15 protein-coding genes are annotated in these 16,447 nt (G+C 36.5%); 2 read left to right on the top strand and 13 right to left on the bottom strand.

Features of this window, described 5'->3' with window-relative positions; translation table 11 throughout:
- Positions 1 to 11: 11 nt before the first annotated feature.
- From NCCP28_RS09630 to yfmF, 5 genes are all read right to left on the bottom strand, one after another.
- Positions 12 to 803, bottom strand: a complete 792-nt coding sequence (locus NCCP28_RS09630) for a DUF3388 domain-containing protein (RefSeq protein WP_248561207.1) — start codon at positions 801 to 803, stop codon at positions 12 to 14.
- A 260-nt stretch (positions 804 to 1,063) separates the two neighbouring features.
- Complete coding sequence (locus NCCP28_RS09625) at positions 1,064 to 1,321, bottom strand: DUF3243 domain-containing protein (RefSeq protein ID WP_248561206.1); 258 nt, start codon at positions 1,319 to 1,321, stop codon at positions 1,064 to 1,066.
- Positions 1,322 to 1,421: 100 nt separating this feature from the next.
- Entirely contained in the window at positions 1,422 to 2,144 is a 723-nt protein-coding gene (ymfI, locus tag NCCP28_RS09620) for an elongation factor P 5-aminopentanone reductase (RefSeq protein ID WP_248561760.1), read from the bottom strand.
- A 121-nt stretch (positions 2,145 to 2,265) separates the two neighbouring features.
- Positions 2,266 to 3,552 carry an EF-P 5-aminopentanol modification-associated protein YfmH gene (gene yfmH / locus NCCP28_RS09615; protein WP_248561205.1) on the bottom strand — a complete coding sequence of 429 codons (1,287 nt, stop codon included), beginning with the start codon at positions 3,550 to 3,552 and terminating at the stop codon, positions 2,266 to 2,268.
- The gene (yfmF, locus tag NCCP28_RS09610) at positions 3,552 to 4,832 is read right to left on the bottom strand and encodes an EF-P 5-aminopentanol modification-associated protein YfmF (RefSeq protein WP_248561204.1); all 1,281 of its coding nucleotides are present in this window, start codon (positions 4,830 to 4,832) and stop codon (positions 3,552 to 3,554) included. Before yfmF ends, yfmH begins: the two co-directional genes overlap by 1 nt.
- A 407-nt stretch (positions 4,833 to 5,239) precedes the next feature.
- Here yfmF and NCCP28_RS09605 point away from each other — a divergent pair, with 407 nt between their 5' ends.
- Positions 5,240 to 5,803, top strand: coding sequence for a helix-turn-helix domain-containing protein (locus tag NCCP28_RS09605; protein ID WP_248561203.1), 564 nt, complete (start codon positions 5,240 to 5,242; stop codon positions 5,801 to 5,803).
- A complete protein-coding gene (locus NCCP28_RS09600; protein WP_248561759.1) occupies positions 5,704 to 6,630 on the top strand; it encodes an IS3 family transposase in 927 nt (308 codons plus the stop codon). Before NCCP28_RS09605 ends, NCCP28_RS09600 begins: the two co-directional genes overlap by 100 nt.
- 72 nt (positions 6,631 to 6,702) lie before the next feature.
- Here the strand turns inward: NCCP28_RS09600 and NCCP28_RS09595 are convergent, their stop codons facing one another.
- The 8 genes from NCCP28_RS09595 to NCCP28_RS09560 all read right to left on the bottom strand — a co-directional run bounded on the left by NCCP28_RS09595 (position 6,703) and on the right by NCCP28_RS09560 (position 16,309).
- Positions 6,703 to 7,662 (bottom strand): ABC transporter permease, encoded by a 960-nt coding sequence (locus NCCP28_RS09595; protein ID WP_248561202.1) that lies wholly within the window; start codon positions 7,660 to 7,662, stop codon positions 6,703 to 6,705.
- Positions 7,663 to 8,721, bottom strand: coding sequence for an ABC transporter permease (locus NCCP28_RS09590; RefSeq protein WP_248561201.1), 1,059 nt, complete (start codon positions 8,719 to 8,721; stop codon positions 7,663 to 7,665).
- Positions 8,714 to 10,249 carry an ABC transporter ATP-binding protein gene (locus NCCP28_RS09585; protein ID WP_248561200.1) on the bottom strand — a complete coding sequence of 512 codons (1,536 nt, stop codon included), beginning with the start codon at positions 10,247 to 10,249 and terminating at the stop codon, positions 8,714 to 8,716. The genes NCCP28_RS09590 and NCCP28_RS09585 overlap by 8 nt, the downstream gene beginning before the upstream one ends.
- Before the next feature lie 342 nt (positions 10,250 to 10,591).
- Positions 10,592 to 11,650, bottom strand: a complete 1,059-nt coding sequence (locus tag NCCP28_RS09580; protein WP_248561199.1) for a BMP family lipoprotein — start codon at positions 11,648 to 11,650, stop codon at positions 10,592 to 10,594.
- A gap of 71 nt (positions 11,651 to 11,721) precedes the next feature.
- Positions 11,722 to 12,453: a GntR family transcriptional regulator gene (locus tag NCCP28_RS09575; RefSeq protein ID WP_248561198.1), complete on the bottom strand. Its 732-nt coding sequence runs from the start codon at positions 12,451 to 12,453 to the stop codon at positions 11,722 to 11,724.
- A 323-nt stretch (positions 12,454 to 12,776) separates the two neighbouring features.
- Positions 12,777 to 15,128 (bottom strand): DNA translocase FtsK, encoded by a 2,352-nt coding sequence (locus NCCP28_RS09570; RefSeq protein ID WP_248561197.1) that lies wholly within the window; start codon positions 15,126 to 15,128, stop codon positions 12,777 to 12,779.
- Between the two features lie 219 nt (positions 15,129 to 15,347).
- Complete coding sequence (locus NCCP28_RS09565) at positions 15,348 to 15,575, bottom strand: YlzJ-like family protein (RefSeq protein WP_248561196.1); 228 nt, start codon at positions 15,573 to 15,575, stop codon at positions 15,348 to 15,350.
- The gene (locus NCCP28_RS09560) at positions 15,572 to 16,309 is read right to left on the bottom strand and encodes a ClpP family protease (RefSeq protein WP_248561195.1); all 738 of its coding nucleotides are present in this window, start codon (positions 16,307 to 16,309) and stop codon (positions 15,572 to 15,574) included. Before NCCP28_RS09560 ends, NCCP28_RS09565 begins: the two co-directional genes overlap by 4 nt.
- Positions 16,310 to 16,447 lie beyond the last annotated feature (138 nt).

Here is a 16,447-nt window from a genome sequence, read left to right as displayed (position 1 = left end):
CTTCCAACGTACTAAAAATCAAAACCTTCAAATTCACTTCCTAAAAGGAGTGCATTCCTTTTATGAACCTCATAAATAATTTCTTCATCAGGCTCATGCCTTAATTCAATAATATAATCAAAGTCTTCAAGCGTATATTCCGTGCTTTGTATAAAGGCATCTGGATGCTCGACTACTTTCACTGCCGGAATCCGCATAATTTCTCTAATTAACTGCCAGTGTTTTTCATTCATTTGTTTAGAGGAAACAATGCCGTCAATAATAAAAAGACTGTTTTCATTGTATTCATCTTGAATCAAGGAACTCCGAATCGTCTGCTTTAATAAAGTAGAACTGACTAATAGCCATCTTTTATTTGCAGAAACGCTTGCCGCAATAATCGATTCTGTTTTGCCAACACGAGGCATACCTCTAATGCCAATCAAACGGTGACCCTCTAGTTTATATAATTCAGTCATAAAATCAACCAATAGCCCTAATTCATGTCGCACAAAGCGAAATGTTTTTTTATCATCTGCATCTCTTTGTATGTATCGGCCATGGCGTACTGCTAAGCGATCTCTTAAATTAGGAACTCGAAGCTTTATAAGCTTTATTGTGTCCATTGTATATAAAATTGATTCGAGTCTTTTAATTTGTTCATCTGAGTTTGCTCTTATCAATAATCCTCTTTTTCCATCATCTACTCCATTTATGGTCACAATATTAATGGAAAGCATTCCAAGTAAAGAGGAAATATCTCCTAATAAGCCAGGTCGGTTTTTTTGAATTTCATATTCTAGATACCATTCTTTTTTTTCCAAAAGAATCCTCCTGCAAACAAATAGATTTCACTTACATTTCCTTTTTATCACTCTATCTATAATAAAGGAAAGACGCAAAAGATGAAAGGAAAAACAAGGAGGAAAACAGAAAAAAGTATTTTTATTATCATACATCATTTAGAAGGAATAAAAAAAGGAGGCATTTGGGTTAAATGTGCATCCATACAACCATAACTACTGTTCGTTTCCTGCATGGTTATGCCATTAAAACCTTCTTGCCGCCTTTTTAGATAAATTATTTAGTTATTGCCGTTATTTTGAACAAGTTTCACCATCATATTAGCAATTGCATGCTGCTCTTCTTGCGATGCTACAGACCATAAATCAGCTAAGATTTTTTCTTGTTCATTTTTTGGCTGTACTTGATTGGATAAGTAATCGCCAATTTGGAAAGCAAGATCTCCAATTACTTCTTTATTCATGCCTTCATTTTGTGCATGATGCAAACGGTCTGCCAAAAAATCTTTCCATTGATCCCAAGATTCTAAAATAGACATACGGATACTCATTCCCTTCACTTAAAGTGTATTACGTAGTTATTTTGGATAGATGCCAAGCAAAATATACATACAGTTTAATGGCAAAAAAGGGAACCAGCTAAACAGACCATCCTCCATTTAATGACAAGATTTGTCCTGTCATATAAGACGATTTTTCAGAAAGCAAAAACAGCACACTTTCTGCTATTTCCTCTGGCTGCGCCATCCTTCCCATCGGTATCTCATCTTGAATAAAATTTTTTTCCTCTTGTGTAAAGTTTGCCATCATATTAGTATCGACAGCTCCTGGCGCAACTCCATTTACCCTTATTCCATTAAATGCCAACTCTTTGCTTAATGCTTTAACAAAAGCAATTTGTGCTCCCTTAACCGTAGAATAAGCAACTTCCATGCTTGCACCGATCTGTCCCCAAATGGACGAAATAACAATAATGTTCCCTTCTTGTTTGGAAAGCATTTTCGGCAGAAGATCTCTTGAAATATACATAATAGAAGAAACATGAATATCCCAAAGACTCTCTACCGTTTCATCTTGTACATCTGCAAACAATCCATAATGACTGATTCCGCTAGTATGAACGATTCCATCAATAGAAAAAATAGAGTTTATAAGGTTTTTATACTCTCCCTTTTTTCCTAGGTCACATTGAATAGGCAAATAATCTTTTCCAAAAGGCTGCAGTTCTTTCAATAATGTTCTCATTGCTTGTTCATTTTGATTATAATGCAAATATAAAGAATAGCCCTTACTCGCCAATAAATTAGCAACCGCTCTGCCGATTCCTCCAGTCGCTCCTGTTATTAATATATATTTCTCCAACAGCCCCGCTCCATTTCTAATAATTATCTGATAATCCCCATAAAGGAACAGACACAATGATTTTCTCATTGTGCCTCTCCTAAAAACTCTTATCTCTCATTTAATTGGTGGATTAAGATTTTTATGCTTTCGGTACAACTTGACATACTGTAATCCGCTCTTCTTCAATTAAGCGGTTGGCAGCCTTTTCTATATCTTCTACTGAAATTTGCTCAATTGTTGGAACTACATCAAAAAGGTTCATGTCATTAAAAGAATATCTTGTAAACTGATTGGCAATATATTCAGGAGAGTTGACAGCACGCAAAAAAGCACCGATTTTTTTCTTTTTTGTCCGCTCTAATGTATCGCTTTTGAATTCAGCTGTTAATGCACTTTTCAACATTTCTTTAACCGATTCCGCTAATCTGTCAGGATCACTTGTATCTCCACCAATCATCGCAAAGCCAAATCCTTGTTCTTGTGTATAATCATAAGAGAAGGTATCATCAATTAGCCCAGATGAAAATAATGTTTGATAATTTTCTGAGCTATTGCTGAATAAAAGATCCAACAGGATGTTAATTGACAGCTCATTTTTCAGCATGTCAGCACCAGTCTGCTTTACATCCACTGCTTTTATGCCCACTAAACATTTAGACCCATGCACATTCATTTTCAGCACTTGTTTTTTCTTATGAACTTCTTTTGGTTCTTCTTCAAACTTGCGCTGTATTTCACTTTTATTTCGATATTCTTTTTTCCCTTGATTTGCTTTTATTTTCTCCATATATTCTTTCGGATCAACCGGACCAACAATAAATAGAAGCATATTGCTTGGATGATAAAACGTATGATAGCACTCATACAGCATATCCTTTGTTATATGGGAAATCGATTCAATCGTTCCGGCAATATCAATTTTAACAGGATGATTTTTATACATATTTTGAATCAGCCCAAAATACAAGCGCCAATCTGGATTATCATCATACATTGTTATTTCTTGGCCAATAATTCCTTTTTCTTTTTCCACTGTTTTTTCCGTAAAATAAGGATCTTGCACAAAATCAATTAAAGTTTCTAAATTATGTTCTACATTTGATGTGCTGGAAAAAAGATAAGCCGTTCTTGTAAAAGAAGTAAAGGCATTTGCCGATGCTCCTTGTTTGCTGAAGTTTTGAAACACATCGCCATCTTCTTTTTCAAATAGTTTATGCTCTAGGAAATGGGCGATCCCATCTGGAACTTTTGTATATTCAGTGCCATCTAATGGGATAAATGTATTATCAATCGACCCGTAGTTTGTAGTAAATGTACAAAACGTTTTATTAAATCCTTTTTTTGGCAAAACATATACTTTTAATCCGTTGTCCAGCTGTTCAAAATAAAGATCTTCTTGCAGCTGTTCAAAATAAATTTTCTCCATTATGCATTCCCCTCCGATCCTGTTAAGAAGTACACCGTATCTAATTCGATTTTTCCAGCCACTTCTTGCACTTCTTCTTTTGATACTTTGCTGATTCTTTGCAGCCATTCAGACATTTCTACATCTGTCCCACTTACAGCATTATGATAGAACACTTCAATCATTCCTCTTGGAGTATCTAATGTTTCAAGCATTTGATTATGGATAACTGCTTTTGTCTGCATGATTTCTTCTTCCGTAAATTCGCCTTTTTTCATTAAATTTAATTGCTCATTAATGATGGAAACGGCCTTTTGATAATTTTGCTGATCAATTCCAGACATAACAAGGAGCAGTCCCTTATGGCTTTCAACACGGCTTGCTGCGTAATAGGCAAGGCTTTCTTTTTCTCTGACATTAAGGAATAGTTTGGAATGAGAAAATCCTCCATATATACCGTTAAACACTTGAAGAGCATAATAATCCTCATCCCCGTACACGACATTTGTGCGGTAGCCAATATTTAGCTTGCCTTGTTTAATATCTTGCACTTCTCTAATTTCCTTGTCTTTTTCTACTGCGTGAGCCGTTTTTCGATCTATTGTTTTGATTTTTCTTTCTTTAAAAGGAAAAAGTGTTTCAGCATAACCAGCTACCTCCTCCACTTCCAAATCGCCGACAATATAAACATCGATTTGGTCTTCATTTAATGCTTTTTCATAATAGGCATATAAATCTTTTGCTGTAATGGCATCTACTTCCTCTTTTTCCCCATTGACGCTAATAGAATAGGCTTCCTCTTTGCACATTTCCTGAATTAAACGAAAATTAGAATAGCGCATTTTATCATCATATACAGACTGAATTCTTTGTTTTAATGCCCGTTTTTCATTTTCGAGCGTGTGTTCATCAAAAGCTTGATCAGATGCATTCGGATGAAAAATAATTTCCGCTAAAAATTCCAGGCCTTTTTTTAATAATGGATTAGGATCAGATAAAAATTTCTCATTGGCTATTTCCAATGAAAAGGAAACAATATGATATTCCCCTTTTTTGGATAAATCCACAAAAAAAGTAGCTCCATACAACTCTTCTAAATAGGAACGCAAGGCAGTTGTTGTATGGTATTTTTTGGAGCTATTTTGCAGAATATATGGCAAAAGAGCACGTTTTGTAGCACTTTCTTTTTCTAATGGAGTTTTCCATTTAATCACAATGTTATTTGTTTTAAATTTATCGGTTTTAACAGTATGTAAATTAAAACCCTGAAACTTTTTTATTTGCTCTGTCGCAACACTCATGACATTCCTCCTAATTGTTTCTTTGATCAAGTTTTGTTAAAAATTATTCTATGCAAAATATGGCTTAACATAACCTTTTATAATAATCTATTTTTGCACAAGGTGAAAATCCTACTAGATAGTATTCTCTCTATTTTTGATGATATTCTAACTATAACGGTCTTGCTCTGTCATTTTCAAGTTATAGGGATGAATTAGAAGAAAATTAAGGAAAAAAGAGTAAAAAGCAGCACTCTAAAGTGTTAGGCATGCTCCCGCCCGTTCTCTTTTGCGGAATTTATAAAAAACTAGGCACATTTTCAATCAACCTATTCCCCAGTAATACAAAAAAGAGCCATCCACTAGCCGATAAATGTACTGCACCCCAAAAGTTAGAGTGAAAAATCTAACTTTTGGGGTGTTTATTTATGTCTAAATATAGTCAAAACTTTAAAATAATGGTTGTAAAAGAGTATCTGGAAGGAAAGTTAGGATATAGACTCCTTGCCCAAAAATATGGTGTAAAGGCTAAAGCGCAAATTGAAAGATGGGTGAAAGTATACCAAAAATACGGAGAGGCTGGACTAAAGAGAAAAGTCCATCAGGAATCTTATCCTGTTCAATTTAAGCTGGATGTATTAAGATTTATGAAAAGCACAGGTTCTTCAGAGACGGATACAGCCCTTCATTTTGGATTAGTCAATCCACCTATAATTGCTTCATGGAAGAAAGCTTTCTTAGAAGGTGGTGCTGAAGCTCTGAGTCAACCGAAAGGACGGCCGCCCATGTCTGAAAAGGCTAAAAACAAAAAGAACAAATCGGGAAAAGAAAAGGAAATGACGAGAGAACAGATGTTGGAGAGAGAAAATGAACTTCTTCGTTTGGAGATAGAATACTTAAAAAAGTTGCGAGCTTTTCAGATGAATCCGGAAGGGTATCTCGAAAAGCACAAGCAGCGCTATCATTCGAACTCAGAGAAACGTTCCGATTAAAGGATATTCTACAAGTAGTGGGAATTCCTGAATCTTCGTATCATTATCATATCAAACAGATTCGGAAAGAAAACCCCAATCAGAAGCTAGAAGAATGTATTCAATCCATCTTTGATGAAAATCAAGGAAATTATGGGTACCGTCGTGTCCATTTAGAATTAAGAAACCGAGGATACAAAGTTAATCATAAGAAAGTTCAGCACATCATGAACAAACGAGGACTGAAAGGAAATAAGTTCAGAAGGAAATCACGTACATACAGCTCTTACAAAGGTCAGGTCGGAAAGACGGCTAAAAACCGTATCCATCGCCGTTTTTATACCGATAGATGCCATCAAAAATTAACAACAGATATAACAGAATTTAAGTGTGTAGACGATGTGAAATTATATCTAAATCCTATAATGGATCTATTTAACGGGGAGATTCTTTCGTATGGGATTAGTACAAGACCTACGTTAGAGTTAGTCCTCCAACCACTCAAAGAAACTCTAGAAATCATTAAGGATTCTAAATACAGAGCGACCATTCATTCGGATCAAGGCTGGCATTATCAACATAGTAAATGGGTAAAGACTCTTAAAAAGCATAAGGTGTTCCAAAGCATGTCTCGAAAAGGGAACTGTCTAGATAACTCTCCCATGGAAAACTTTTTTGGTTTATTAAAACAAGAAATGTATTATGGAGAAGCACGATGCACGTTTAACGAGTTAGAGAAGAAAATGGAAACCTATATAGATTACTATAATAACAAGCGTATTAAACAAAAATTGACTGGTATGAGTCCGGTTCAATACCGCCTGCATACCAGCCAATTAACGGCTTAATATAAAACTCTAACTTTTAGGGGTCACATCAAAATCGGCCATTGGATGGCTCTTTCCAAATAAAACAAAAAATTATCTGCTTCCTTTAATATAAGGAACACCAGATGCTTTCGGCGCTTCAGCACGGCCGATAAATCCTGTTAACGCAATAATCGTTAGTACATATGGTGCAATCAATAAGTATACATTTGGCACATTTTCAAGGAATGGAAAGCTGCTTCCCACAATACTTAAACTTTGTGCAAAACCAAAAAATAATGCAGCTCCCATCGCACCAAGTGGATTCCATTTACCAAATATCAATGCAGCAAGTGCCATAAAGCCTTGTCCGCTAATCGTTGCATGAGTGAAATCATTTGTAATGGATTGTGCAAATACAGCACCGCCAATTCCGCCAAATGCCCCTGACAGAATAACTCCAATATAGCGCATTTTCGTTACATTAATCCCCATTGTGTCAGCAGCCATCGGATGTTCCCCAACAGAACGAAGACGGAGACCAAATGGCGTTTTATACATTACAAACCAAGCGATGACAGCAACAATAATTGCTAAATAAGAAGTCCAATATGTGTTTGTAAAAAATAGCTCCCCAATGACTGGAATATCTTTCAGCACAGGAATATCCACCTTTTTAAAACTGTATTGAATCGTATCCGTTTGTCCTTTTCCATAAATCAATTTGACTAAAAACATGGCAAGGCCTGCAGCAAGCAAGTTGATGGCTACACCGGAAACCGTTTGGTCAGCACGGAATGTAATCGATGCTACAGCATGCAGCAAAGAAAATAATGCGCCAATAACCATCGCAAACAATAAAGCAATCCAAGGCGTCCACGCCCCCAGACTATCGGCAAATGTTAGATTAAATACAATGGAAGAAAATGCCCCCATTAGCATTAAACCTTCTAATCCAATATTAACAACCCCAGCTCTTTCTGAAAAGTTCCCGCCAAGTGCGGTGAAAATAAGCGGTGCAGCCCATAATAGTGAAGAAGGAATGACAATTAACAAAACATCCATTAATCCCACTTACTTCTCCCCCTTTTTACTTTTATTTTTGCTTATTTTCTCCAAAAATAAGCGAATCATATAACTTGATGCTACAAAGAAAACAATTAAAGCAATGATAATATCTACCATTTCATTTGGAACACCCGCTTCAAGAGGCATATTTAATGCTCCCACTTTTAAAAATCCAAATAAGATAGACGCTAAAATAATGCCAATTGGTCCATTTGCGCCAAGAAGGGCTACAGCAATTCCATCAAAACCTACTCCTGTAAATCCGCCTTTAATACTAGCATATTCAAATGTGCCCAATCCTTCCATCGCGCCTGCAAGACCTGCAAATACACCAGAAATAACCATAGAAAGAATAATATTGCGGTTTACATTCATTCCTGCATATTGTGAGGCCTGCTGGTTAAAGCCAACTGCTTTTAACTCATATCCTTTTGTAGTTTTTTCCAAAATAAACCACATAATAGCAACACATAAGAGGGCAATTAAAATTCCCCAGTGCAAACGGGAATGGTCCGTAATGCTTGCTAAAAAGTCTGAACGCAGTGTTGCAGAAGGAAAAACATTTTCTGTTCGGTCCGCCTTATCAGTTATTACATTGCGAATCATGTAGTTTGTTACATGCAAAGCAACATAGTTCATCATAATGCTGACAATTACTTCATGTACACGAAAACGCGCCTTTAAAAACCCGGGAACAAATGCCCATAATGCACCAGCCGCTGCTGCTGCAAGAACAGCAAGAGGCAGATGAATAAATTTTGGCAAGTCAAATGCTACTCCAACCCAAACGGCTGCTGTCCAGCCAACAATCAATTGCCCCTCTACCCCGATATTAAATAATCCTGTACGGAAAGCAAACGCTACAGCTAAACCTGCTAAAATCAGAGGTGTTACTTGGCGAACAACTTCCCCTGTAAAATATACCTCTCCAAATGCGCCGTTCCATAATGCCACATATGCATCAACGGGACTGTACCCTGTAACAAGCATAATAATCGTTCCAACAATCACGCCAAGCAATACAGCTATTACAGGAATGCTTATTTTCTTTAATGTATTAGACATTCTTCTCCACACCTACTTTTTTATCATTGGATCCAGCCATTAATAGACCTAATTCTTGCTCTGTTGTTTCTTTTGGATTTACTGTAGCAATAATTTGACCATCAAAAATAACAGCAATGCGGTCACTTACATTTAATATTTCATCCAATTCGAAAGAAATAAGCAAAACAGCTTTGCCGTTATCACGCTGTTCAATCAAACGTTTATGAATAAATTCAATTGCGCCGACATCCAAACCCCGAGTCGGCTGTGCGGCAATCAATAAATCAGGATTGCGGTCTACTTCTCTTCCAATAATCGCTTTCTGCTGATTTCCTCCAGAAAGCGCTCGAGCCGGTGTGTGCATGCTTGGTGTTCGCACATCAAATTCTTCAATGATTTTTTTTGCCTGCCTATCCATTTCCTTATCATTTAAAATGCCATTATTAGAATATGGTTTTTGGTAATAGTTTTGCAGAACAATATTCCGGCCAATAGAAAAATCCAGCACCAATCCATGTTTATGACGGTCTTGGGGAATATGGCCCAACCCGCTTTCGGTTATTTTGCGAGGCGTCAGCATACTTATTTCTTTTCCATTTAATTCAATGCTTCCAGAATCTTTTTTAATTAGTCCAGTAATAGCTTCAATCAGTTCAGATTGTCCATTTCCATCTACCCCGGCAATCCCAACAATTTCGCCTGATTTTATATCCAGATTAAGAGATTTCACCACATTGATTCCTCGTGAATCTTTTACATTAAGGTCTTTGATAGACAGCACTGTCTCTTTCGGTGCAGCTGTTTTTTTATCCGTTTTAAAAGTAACCTCTCTTCCGACCATCAAATTGGCAAGTTCATTGGGGTTTGTTCCACTTACATCATATGTGCCAATTCCTACTCCTTTTCTAATAACCGTAACACGGTCGCACACTTCCATAATTTCTTTTAATTTATGTGTAATTAAAATGATGCTTTTTCCTTCTTTAATAAGGGTTCGGAAAATAGCAATCAATTCCGTTATTTCCTGAGGAGTTAATACTGCTGTCGGTTCATCAAAAATTAAGATTTCCGCCCCGCGGTATAGTGTTTTTAAAATTTCCACCCTTTGCTGCATGCCAACCGAAATATCAGCAATTTTAGCTTTTGGGTCAACGGCAAGTCCATATTTTTCTGAAATTTCCCGCACTTCTTTTTCTGCTTTTTTCAAATCGATTTTACCTTTTTTTACCGTTTCTTTTCCTAAAATAATATTTTCAGTAACAGTAAATGTATCAATCAACATGAAATGCTGATGGACCATTCCAATTCCTAAATCATTTGCGATATTGGGATTGGAAATCTCCACTTTTTTCCCTCTAGCGCGAATCTCTCCCTTTTCCGGCTGATACAAACCGAAGAGCACGTTCATTAATGTCGATTTTCCTGCACCATTTTCTCCAAGCAATGCATGGATTTCTCCTTTTTTCACTTGAAGTGTAATATTGTCATTAGCGACGATACCAGGAAATTCTTTGCGAATATTTAACATCTCAATTACATATTCCATTGGTTTCACTCCTTTTGTTGTACGGAAAACATAAAAATTAGCCAAAAATTTTCCAGCTAATAAAATGGCAAAATCAATGCAGTTAGAAAAATCTATTGATAAAAACTGCCAAAAGCTGTTTCATATGTATTTTCTTATCTTACTATAATTTTACCAGGATAAAATTTTTTATAAAAAATAGAAGGAAGCTTCTATTCTTTAGATAAAATTTTAACAAAGAAATCAAAAAGCAATGCAAATATTTCGACAATCTCTTAAGCTGATTATCATTGAAGCGATAAAAAAGGAATAAGTGTTTGCAGAGCAAAACACTTATTCCTGTCAAAAATTTTTAGCTAATCATTACTTAGCAGGTTTATCAGGAACAGTGTAATCACCGTTTTTAATTTTAGCTGTCCATTCTTCAACAGCAGCATCGATATCTGCTTTGTTTCCTACTTCTTCATTTATTTCAGCAAGGCCAACACCATCTTCTGCTAAACCATAAACAAGTGATTCTCCGCCAGGGAATTTACCATCTTTTGCTTTATTAGAAACGTCTTGCACTGCTGTAGAAACACCTTTTAAAGCAGATGTTAATACGATATTGTGCTCCCCAACAACACCTTCATTAGTTTGATCAGAGTCAACCCCAATTGCCCAAATATATTTATCTGAATTTTTCTCTTTTAATTCACGAGCTTCTGTAAATAAACCAGCACCAGTGCCACCAGCAGCATGGAATACTATATCAGCGCCTGAAGAATACATTTTGCTTGCAATTGTTTTCCCGATTTCCGGTTTATCAAAAGCGCCAGCATATTGTACATCTACTTTCGCTTTTGGATTTGCAGCTTTTACACCATCAACAAATCCAGCTTCAAAACGATCAATAACTTCCCCTTCAACACCGCCAATGAAACCAATTTTATTTGATTTTGTTGCTTTACCAGCAGCAACACCAGCTAAGAAAGAAGCTTCTTGTTCTTTAAATGTAATGCTTGCAACGTTCGGCAAGTCAATTACAGAGTCAACAATCGCAAAATGTGCATCTGTTTGCTGTTCTGCAATTTCTTGCACTGCAGCTTGCATCATAAATCCAATTCCAAATACTAGGTTATTTTTTTGACGTACTAAGCTGTTTAGGTTTGTTGCATAATCAGAATCTGATTGTGATTGCAAATAATCAATGCCATTGCCTTTTTCTAAGCCATTTGTTTTACCAAAAGCTTGCAAGCCTTCCCATGCAGATTGGTTAAAAGATTTATCATCTACTCCACCAACATCTGTTACCATCGCAACTTTAAATGCATCTTTATTGTCTGATGCATTATCCTTATCATCGCTTTTACCACAAGCCCCTAAAACAGTCCCAGCAGCAAGCACTAGAGACAGCGCCAAACCAAATTTACGCTTTTTCAAGGTTTGTACCCCCTAATATTTTGTATTGTGTTTAAAAAGTGAGAATGCATTACAATTAGTCTTTCCAAGCTTTAAGAATAAATTCGTTTTCTTAATACTTGAAAACTGAATTTATCAGCTCTAAAGTAATTAACCGAATAAAGAATAGGCTCGTCCTTTTCATCATAGTGCATTTGCTTTAATACAAGCAATGCAGTTTCTGGTTCGCACTGTAACACAGGAGAAATTTTTTCATGATAACCAATTGGTTCAATTTCTGCAACAGCGTATGTAATGTTAATGCTTGCTTCTGTTTCTATCAGCTGAAAAATCGATTCCTTTTCATAGGAAAGATGTTCAGGCAAAATCCTTGTCGGCAGTTTATCTATGCAATAGACAACTGGTTCGCCATTTGCTGTTCGAACACGTTCAATTACCAGAAATTCCTCTTCCCCTTGTGCGGTAAATCGGCGGCTATCTTCATCAGTCGAACATTGAGTATATGAGCTTAAAAAAATTGTTCCCGGATTCATGCCAGCATTGCGAATCATATTTGTTACACTGTTTAATTGCTCAATCCCCGACTTAAACATCGGTTTGCAATTGACAAATGTACCAACACCATGCCTGCGGATAATGACATTTTCTTCTTCTAACGTACGCAGCGCCTCTCGAAGTGTTGCTCTGCTTACACCTAATCTCTTTGCCAGTTCAAATTCAGATGGGAACTTTTCTTTTTCTTTATATATTCCCTTCTCAATATCACTTTTTAAGCGATCAACAACTTGCAAATATAAATGTCGACTATCAGACTTGATAAGCATGCTTTGCATCCCCCAAATAAAATTTCTAAGACATCAGACCTCTGATGTTCAATCATTCCTACTAATCGAAAATACTATAACACTTTTTCTAACATAAATAAATAGAGTTTTAAGAATTTAATTAAAAAAATAGAAATAAACAAATAACTAGACAAGTCTACACTAATTATTGTTTATTTCTACCATTTAATCAGGCTATTTTCTTTTTATTTTTCCAATAAAAACCAACAATTCCCTATAAAATCTCTTGGTATACAAGCTGTTTCATCTATATATACAAATAGGAAAATCAATTAGTATAACCTACTTCGGAATACGAATTTCTATAAAATCTCTTCAGACTGTTTAGAAACAAGAACTGTTCTTGGTTTGCTTCCTTCATACGGACCGACTACTCCTCGTGCTTCCATTTCATCAATTAATCTCGCTGCCCTTGTATAGCCGATGCGGAATCTTCTTTGCAGCATACTTACAGAAGCTGTCTGCATTTCTATAATCAATTCTACGGCTTCATCATACAGCTCATCTTCCACTGCACCTTTTTTCTCTACAACTTCATCTGGAATCATTTCTTCTTGATACTGGGCTTTCTGCTGAGAGATAACAAATTCTACCACTTCTTCCACTTCTTCATCTGAAAGAAAAGCACCTTGAACTCTGACTGGTTTGCTTGCACCATACGGGAAAAAGAGCATGTCTCCTCTTCCCAGCAATTTCTCTGCACCCCCCATATCCAAAATTGTTCGAGAGTCAGTTTGAGAAGAAACGGCAAAAGCAATTCGAGATGGAATGTTTGCTTTAATGACACCTGTAATAACATCAACAGATGGCCTTTGTGTCGCAATAATTAAATGGATGCCAGCAGCACGAGCCATTTGTGCAAGCCTTGTAATAGCATCCTCTACATCAGAAGAAGCTACCATCATTAAATCAGCCAACTCATCCACAATTACTACAATATAAGGAAGCAATGGCTGTTTCTCATTTTCATCTGCATTATATCGTTTAATATAATCATTATACCCTTCAATGTTTCTTGTGCCTGTATGGGAAAATAATTCATATCTTCTTTCCATTTCACTTACTACTTTTTGCAGCGCCTGTGATGCTTTTTTCGGATTTGTTACAACAGGTGCCAGCAGATGGGGAATGCCGTTATACACATTCAGCTCTACCATTTTGGGGTCAATCATCATTAATTTTACTTCATGTGGTTTCGCCCGCATTAATATACTTGTAATAATTCCGTTAATGCAGACACTTTTCCCGCTTCCAGTGGCACCAGCTACTAGCAAATGAGGCATCTTATTCAATTCTGCTGATACAGCATGTCCCGTAATATCTCTTCCAAATGCAATTAAGAGTTTTGCATCCCGTTTATCGTCTTTGTTCGCTTCTAGCACTTCTCTTAAACCAACCATTGCCACTTCAGAATTCGGCACTTCAATTCCAATTGCCGATTTGCCCGGAATTGGCGCTTCAATACGTATATCTTTTGCCGCTAATGCTAAAGCTAAGTCATCACTTAAGTTAACAATTTTGCTGACCTTTACCCCAACATCTGGATGGACTTCATATTTTGTTACAGCAGGCCCTAGATGAACTTCTGTCACTCTTGCCTTTACGCCAAAACTTTGAAATGTCCGCTCAAGTTTTGCAGCATTTGCGTGAATGAGCTCATATTCCCCACTTTGATCTGTTTTCCGTGGAAGTTTTAATAGTTTTAAAGACGGCAATTCATAATCTGTATTTTCTACTTCTGTAAAAGTAATTGGTACACTCTGCTCTTCTTCTGGTTCCTGGGTTGCTGATTTTTCTACAGTTTCTTCCCCGTTTGGATAAGCATTTTCTGCAAATGTCGATATAACCGGTTCTGGTATGTATGGTTCTTCTTGCTTTTCTTGCGGCGGATTAACAATCAACGGCGCATGTTCTTGCGGTTGCTGCGGGTCCTGCTCTTTTTGTGCCTCTTGTCTGCGACGTTCTTTTTGCGCCTGTTTTTCTTCTTTTTTTGCTCGTTTCTTTTCTTTGCTCTTTTCCTTCCATTCTGTTATATCTTCTTTAAAGGCTGTCCACTGCCCAAGCAAAAACTCCCAAATGGAAAGCATCACCTTGCGAAAAGCACCACTTAATGTTTTTCCAGTTAAAAGCATGCCTCCAATAATGATGACAATAAAACTAATCATCTTTGTTCCTGCTGTATCAAATAAATAATGAAATAGTGCAAATAACACGGCGCCAATCATGCCGCCTCCAAGATCTACCGTACTTGACTCTTTATTTACTTCCATCCAAAATATTTGCCATGTATTATAAATGACACTTGGATTTTCAAATCTACCTTGGCTTGACAGCATATTAAAAAGAGTAACATGACTTAACAGCAAAAAAGCCGCTACTATCAAGTAGATTCCATTTAATTTTGTGCTCCAAAGAAACGGTTTCTCCCGCTTCCACATTAAATACCCGCCATATACAATCATTCCAAGCAAACAAAGCATGTACCATTCCCCTGTAAAAAACCGAAAAAACTCCACAATTGTTTTTCCAACAGCCCCCAACTGAAGAATAGAGATAATCGCAAGTGTTATCACCACTAATGCAGCCAATTCATATTGCAAAGTTTGCTTTAGCTGTTTTTTCCTTTTTGTTTTTCTTTTTTTCCTTTTAGCCATATTATCACCTAATAATGTTAGATTTCATTTTTTCTTCATTCAAGGAAACTATCCTTGTATATTTATCCATACAGCAGCCATAATCCTTTGTTTTCAAAAAAATAATCGGCTCAGAATTTCCTGTTTGAAGAAACACGGAGAGCAGCCTTACCTGTTGGCTGCTCTTTTTTATTATTTCTTATTCTGCTTATTTCACTTTCTAATTATATTATAACATAATTAAAAAATGAAAGATTCATTTACATTCAGCTTTGTCCCAGGTTGAATGGGAGAATGTAAATAATGATTAGGATCTGTACTTAAAATCCGAATCACTTCATATTGATGTGGTTGATTTAATTCTACAAGCAAAGGTATGCCATTATAATTGATTACCCGCTGTTTTTCATAGATATCTTGATGGATTGGAAATATTAATTCTTCCGGCATCATCGTATACATGATCATTGTACCAAGCCTTCATTCTTTTCTTTTTGCAGATCAATCAGTTCATTCAGCTTTGTCATTGCTTCCCCAACACCGCCAACCCCGTCAATAAGTCCTGATTTGACTGCATCAACGCCAATTACATTTGTGCCAATATCTCTTGTTAAATTTCCTTTTGCAAACATTAAATCTTTAAATTCTTCTTCGCTGATTTTGCTGTGCTTCGTGACAAAATTCACTACTCTTTCTTGCATTTTATCCAAATATTCAAATGTTTGGGGCACACCAATTACAAGTCCTGTTAATCGAATCGGATGTATCGTCATTGTTGCTGTTTCTGCAATAAAAGAATAATCGCATGAAACCGCAATTGGCACACCTATTGAATGACCTCCTCCAAGCACTAAAGAAACGGTTGGTTTAGAAAGAGATGCAAGCATTTCCGATATTGCTAAACCTGCCTCTACATCGCCTCCCACAGTATTTAAAATAACAAGCACCCCTTCTATTTTTGGGTTCTGTTCGATTGCCACAATTTGTGGAATAAGATGTTCGTATTTAGTCGTTTTATTTTGTGGGGGAAGCTGCAAATGCCCCTCAATTTGACCAACTATTGTTAAACAATGAATTTTTGAATCTTGAGCCATTTGTGGAACATTCGTTTGACCCAGCTGCTGTATTTTTTCCATTAAACTAGATGGCTTATCTTCCTTTGGCTGTTCATCTGTATTATTTCTTTCCGTATTATCTGTCACAATAAATTCTCCCTTCCTTGCACAATATATATGTAGTATGAAGCGAGAGTGGCAATTTCATGCGAGCCAAACAGGAAATAAAGTGAAACTTCAATCAGTGGCAATTTTTATCATGCAGCCAGTCGAACAGTTAAGCTG

The organism is Niallia sp. NCCP-28 (genome assembly GCF_023168165.1).
Taxonomy (GTDB): Bacteria; Bacillota; Bacilli; order Bacillales; family Cytobacillaceae; genus Niallia.
The sequence above is the reverse complement of the archived record's forward strand: the minus strand, read 5'-3'. Positions and strand labels throughout refer to the sequence as shown.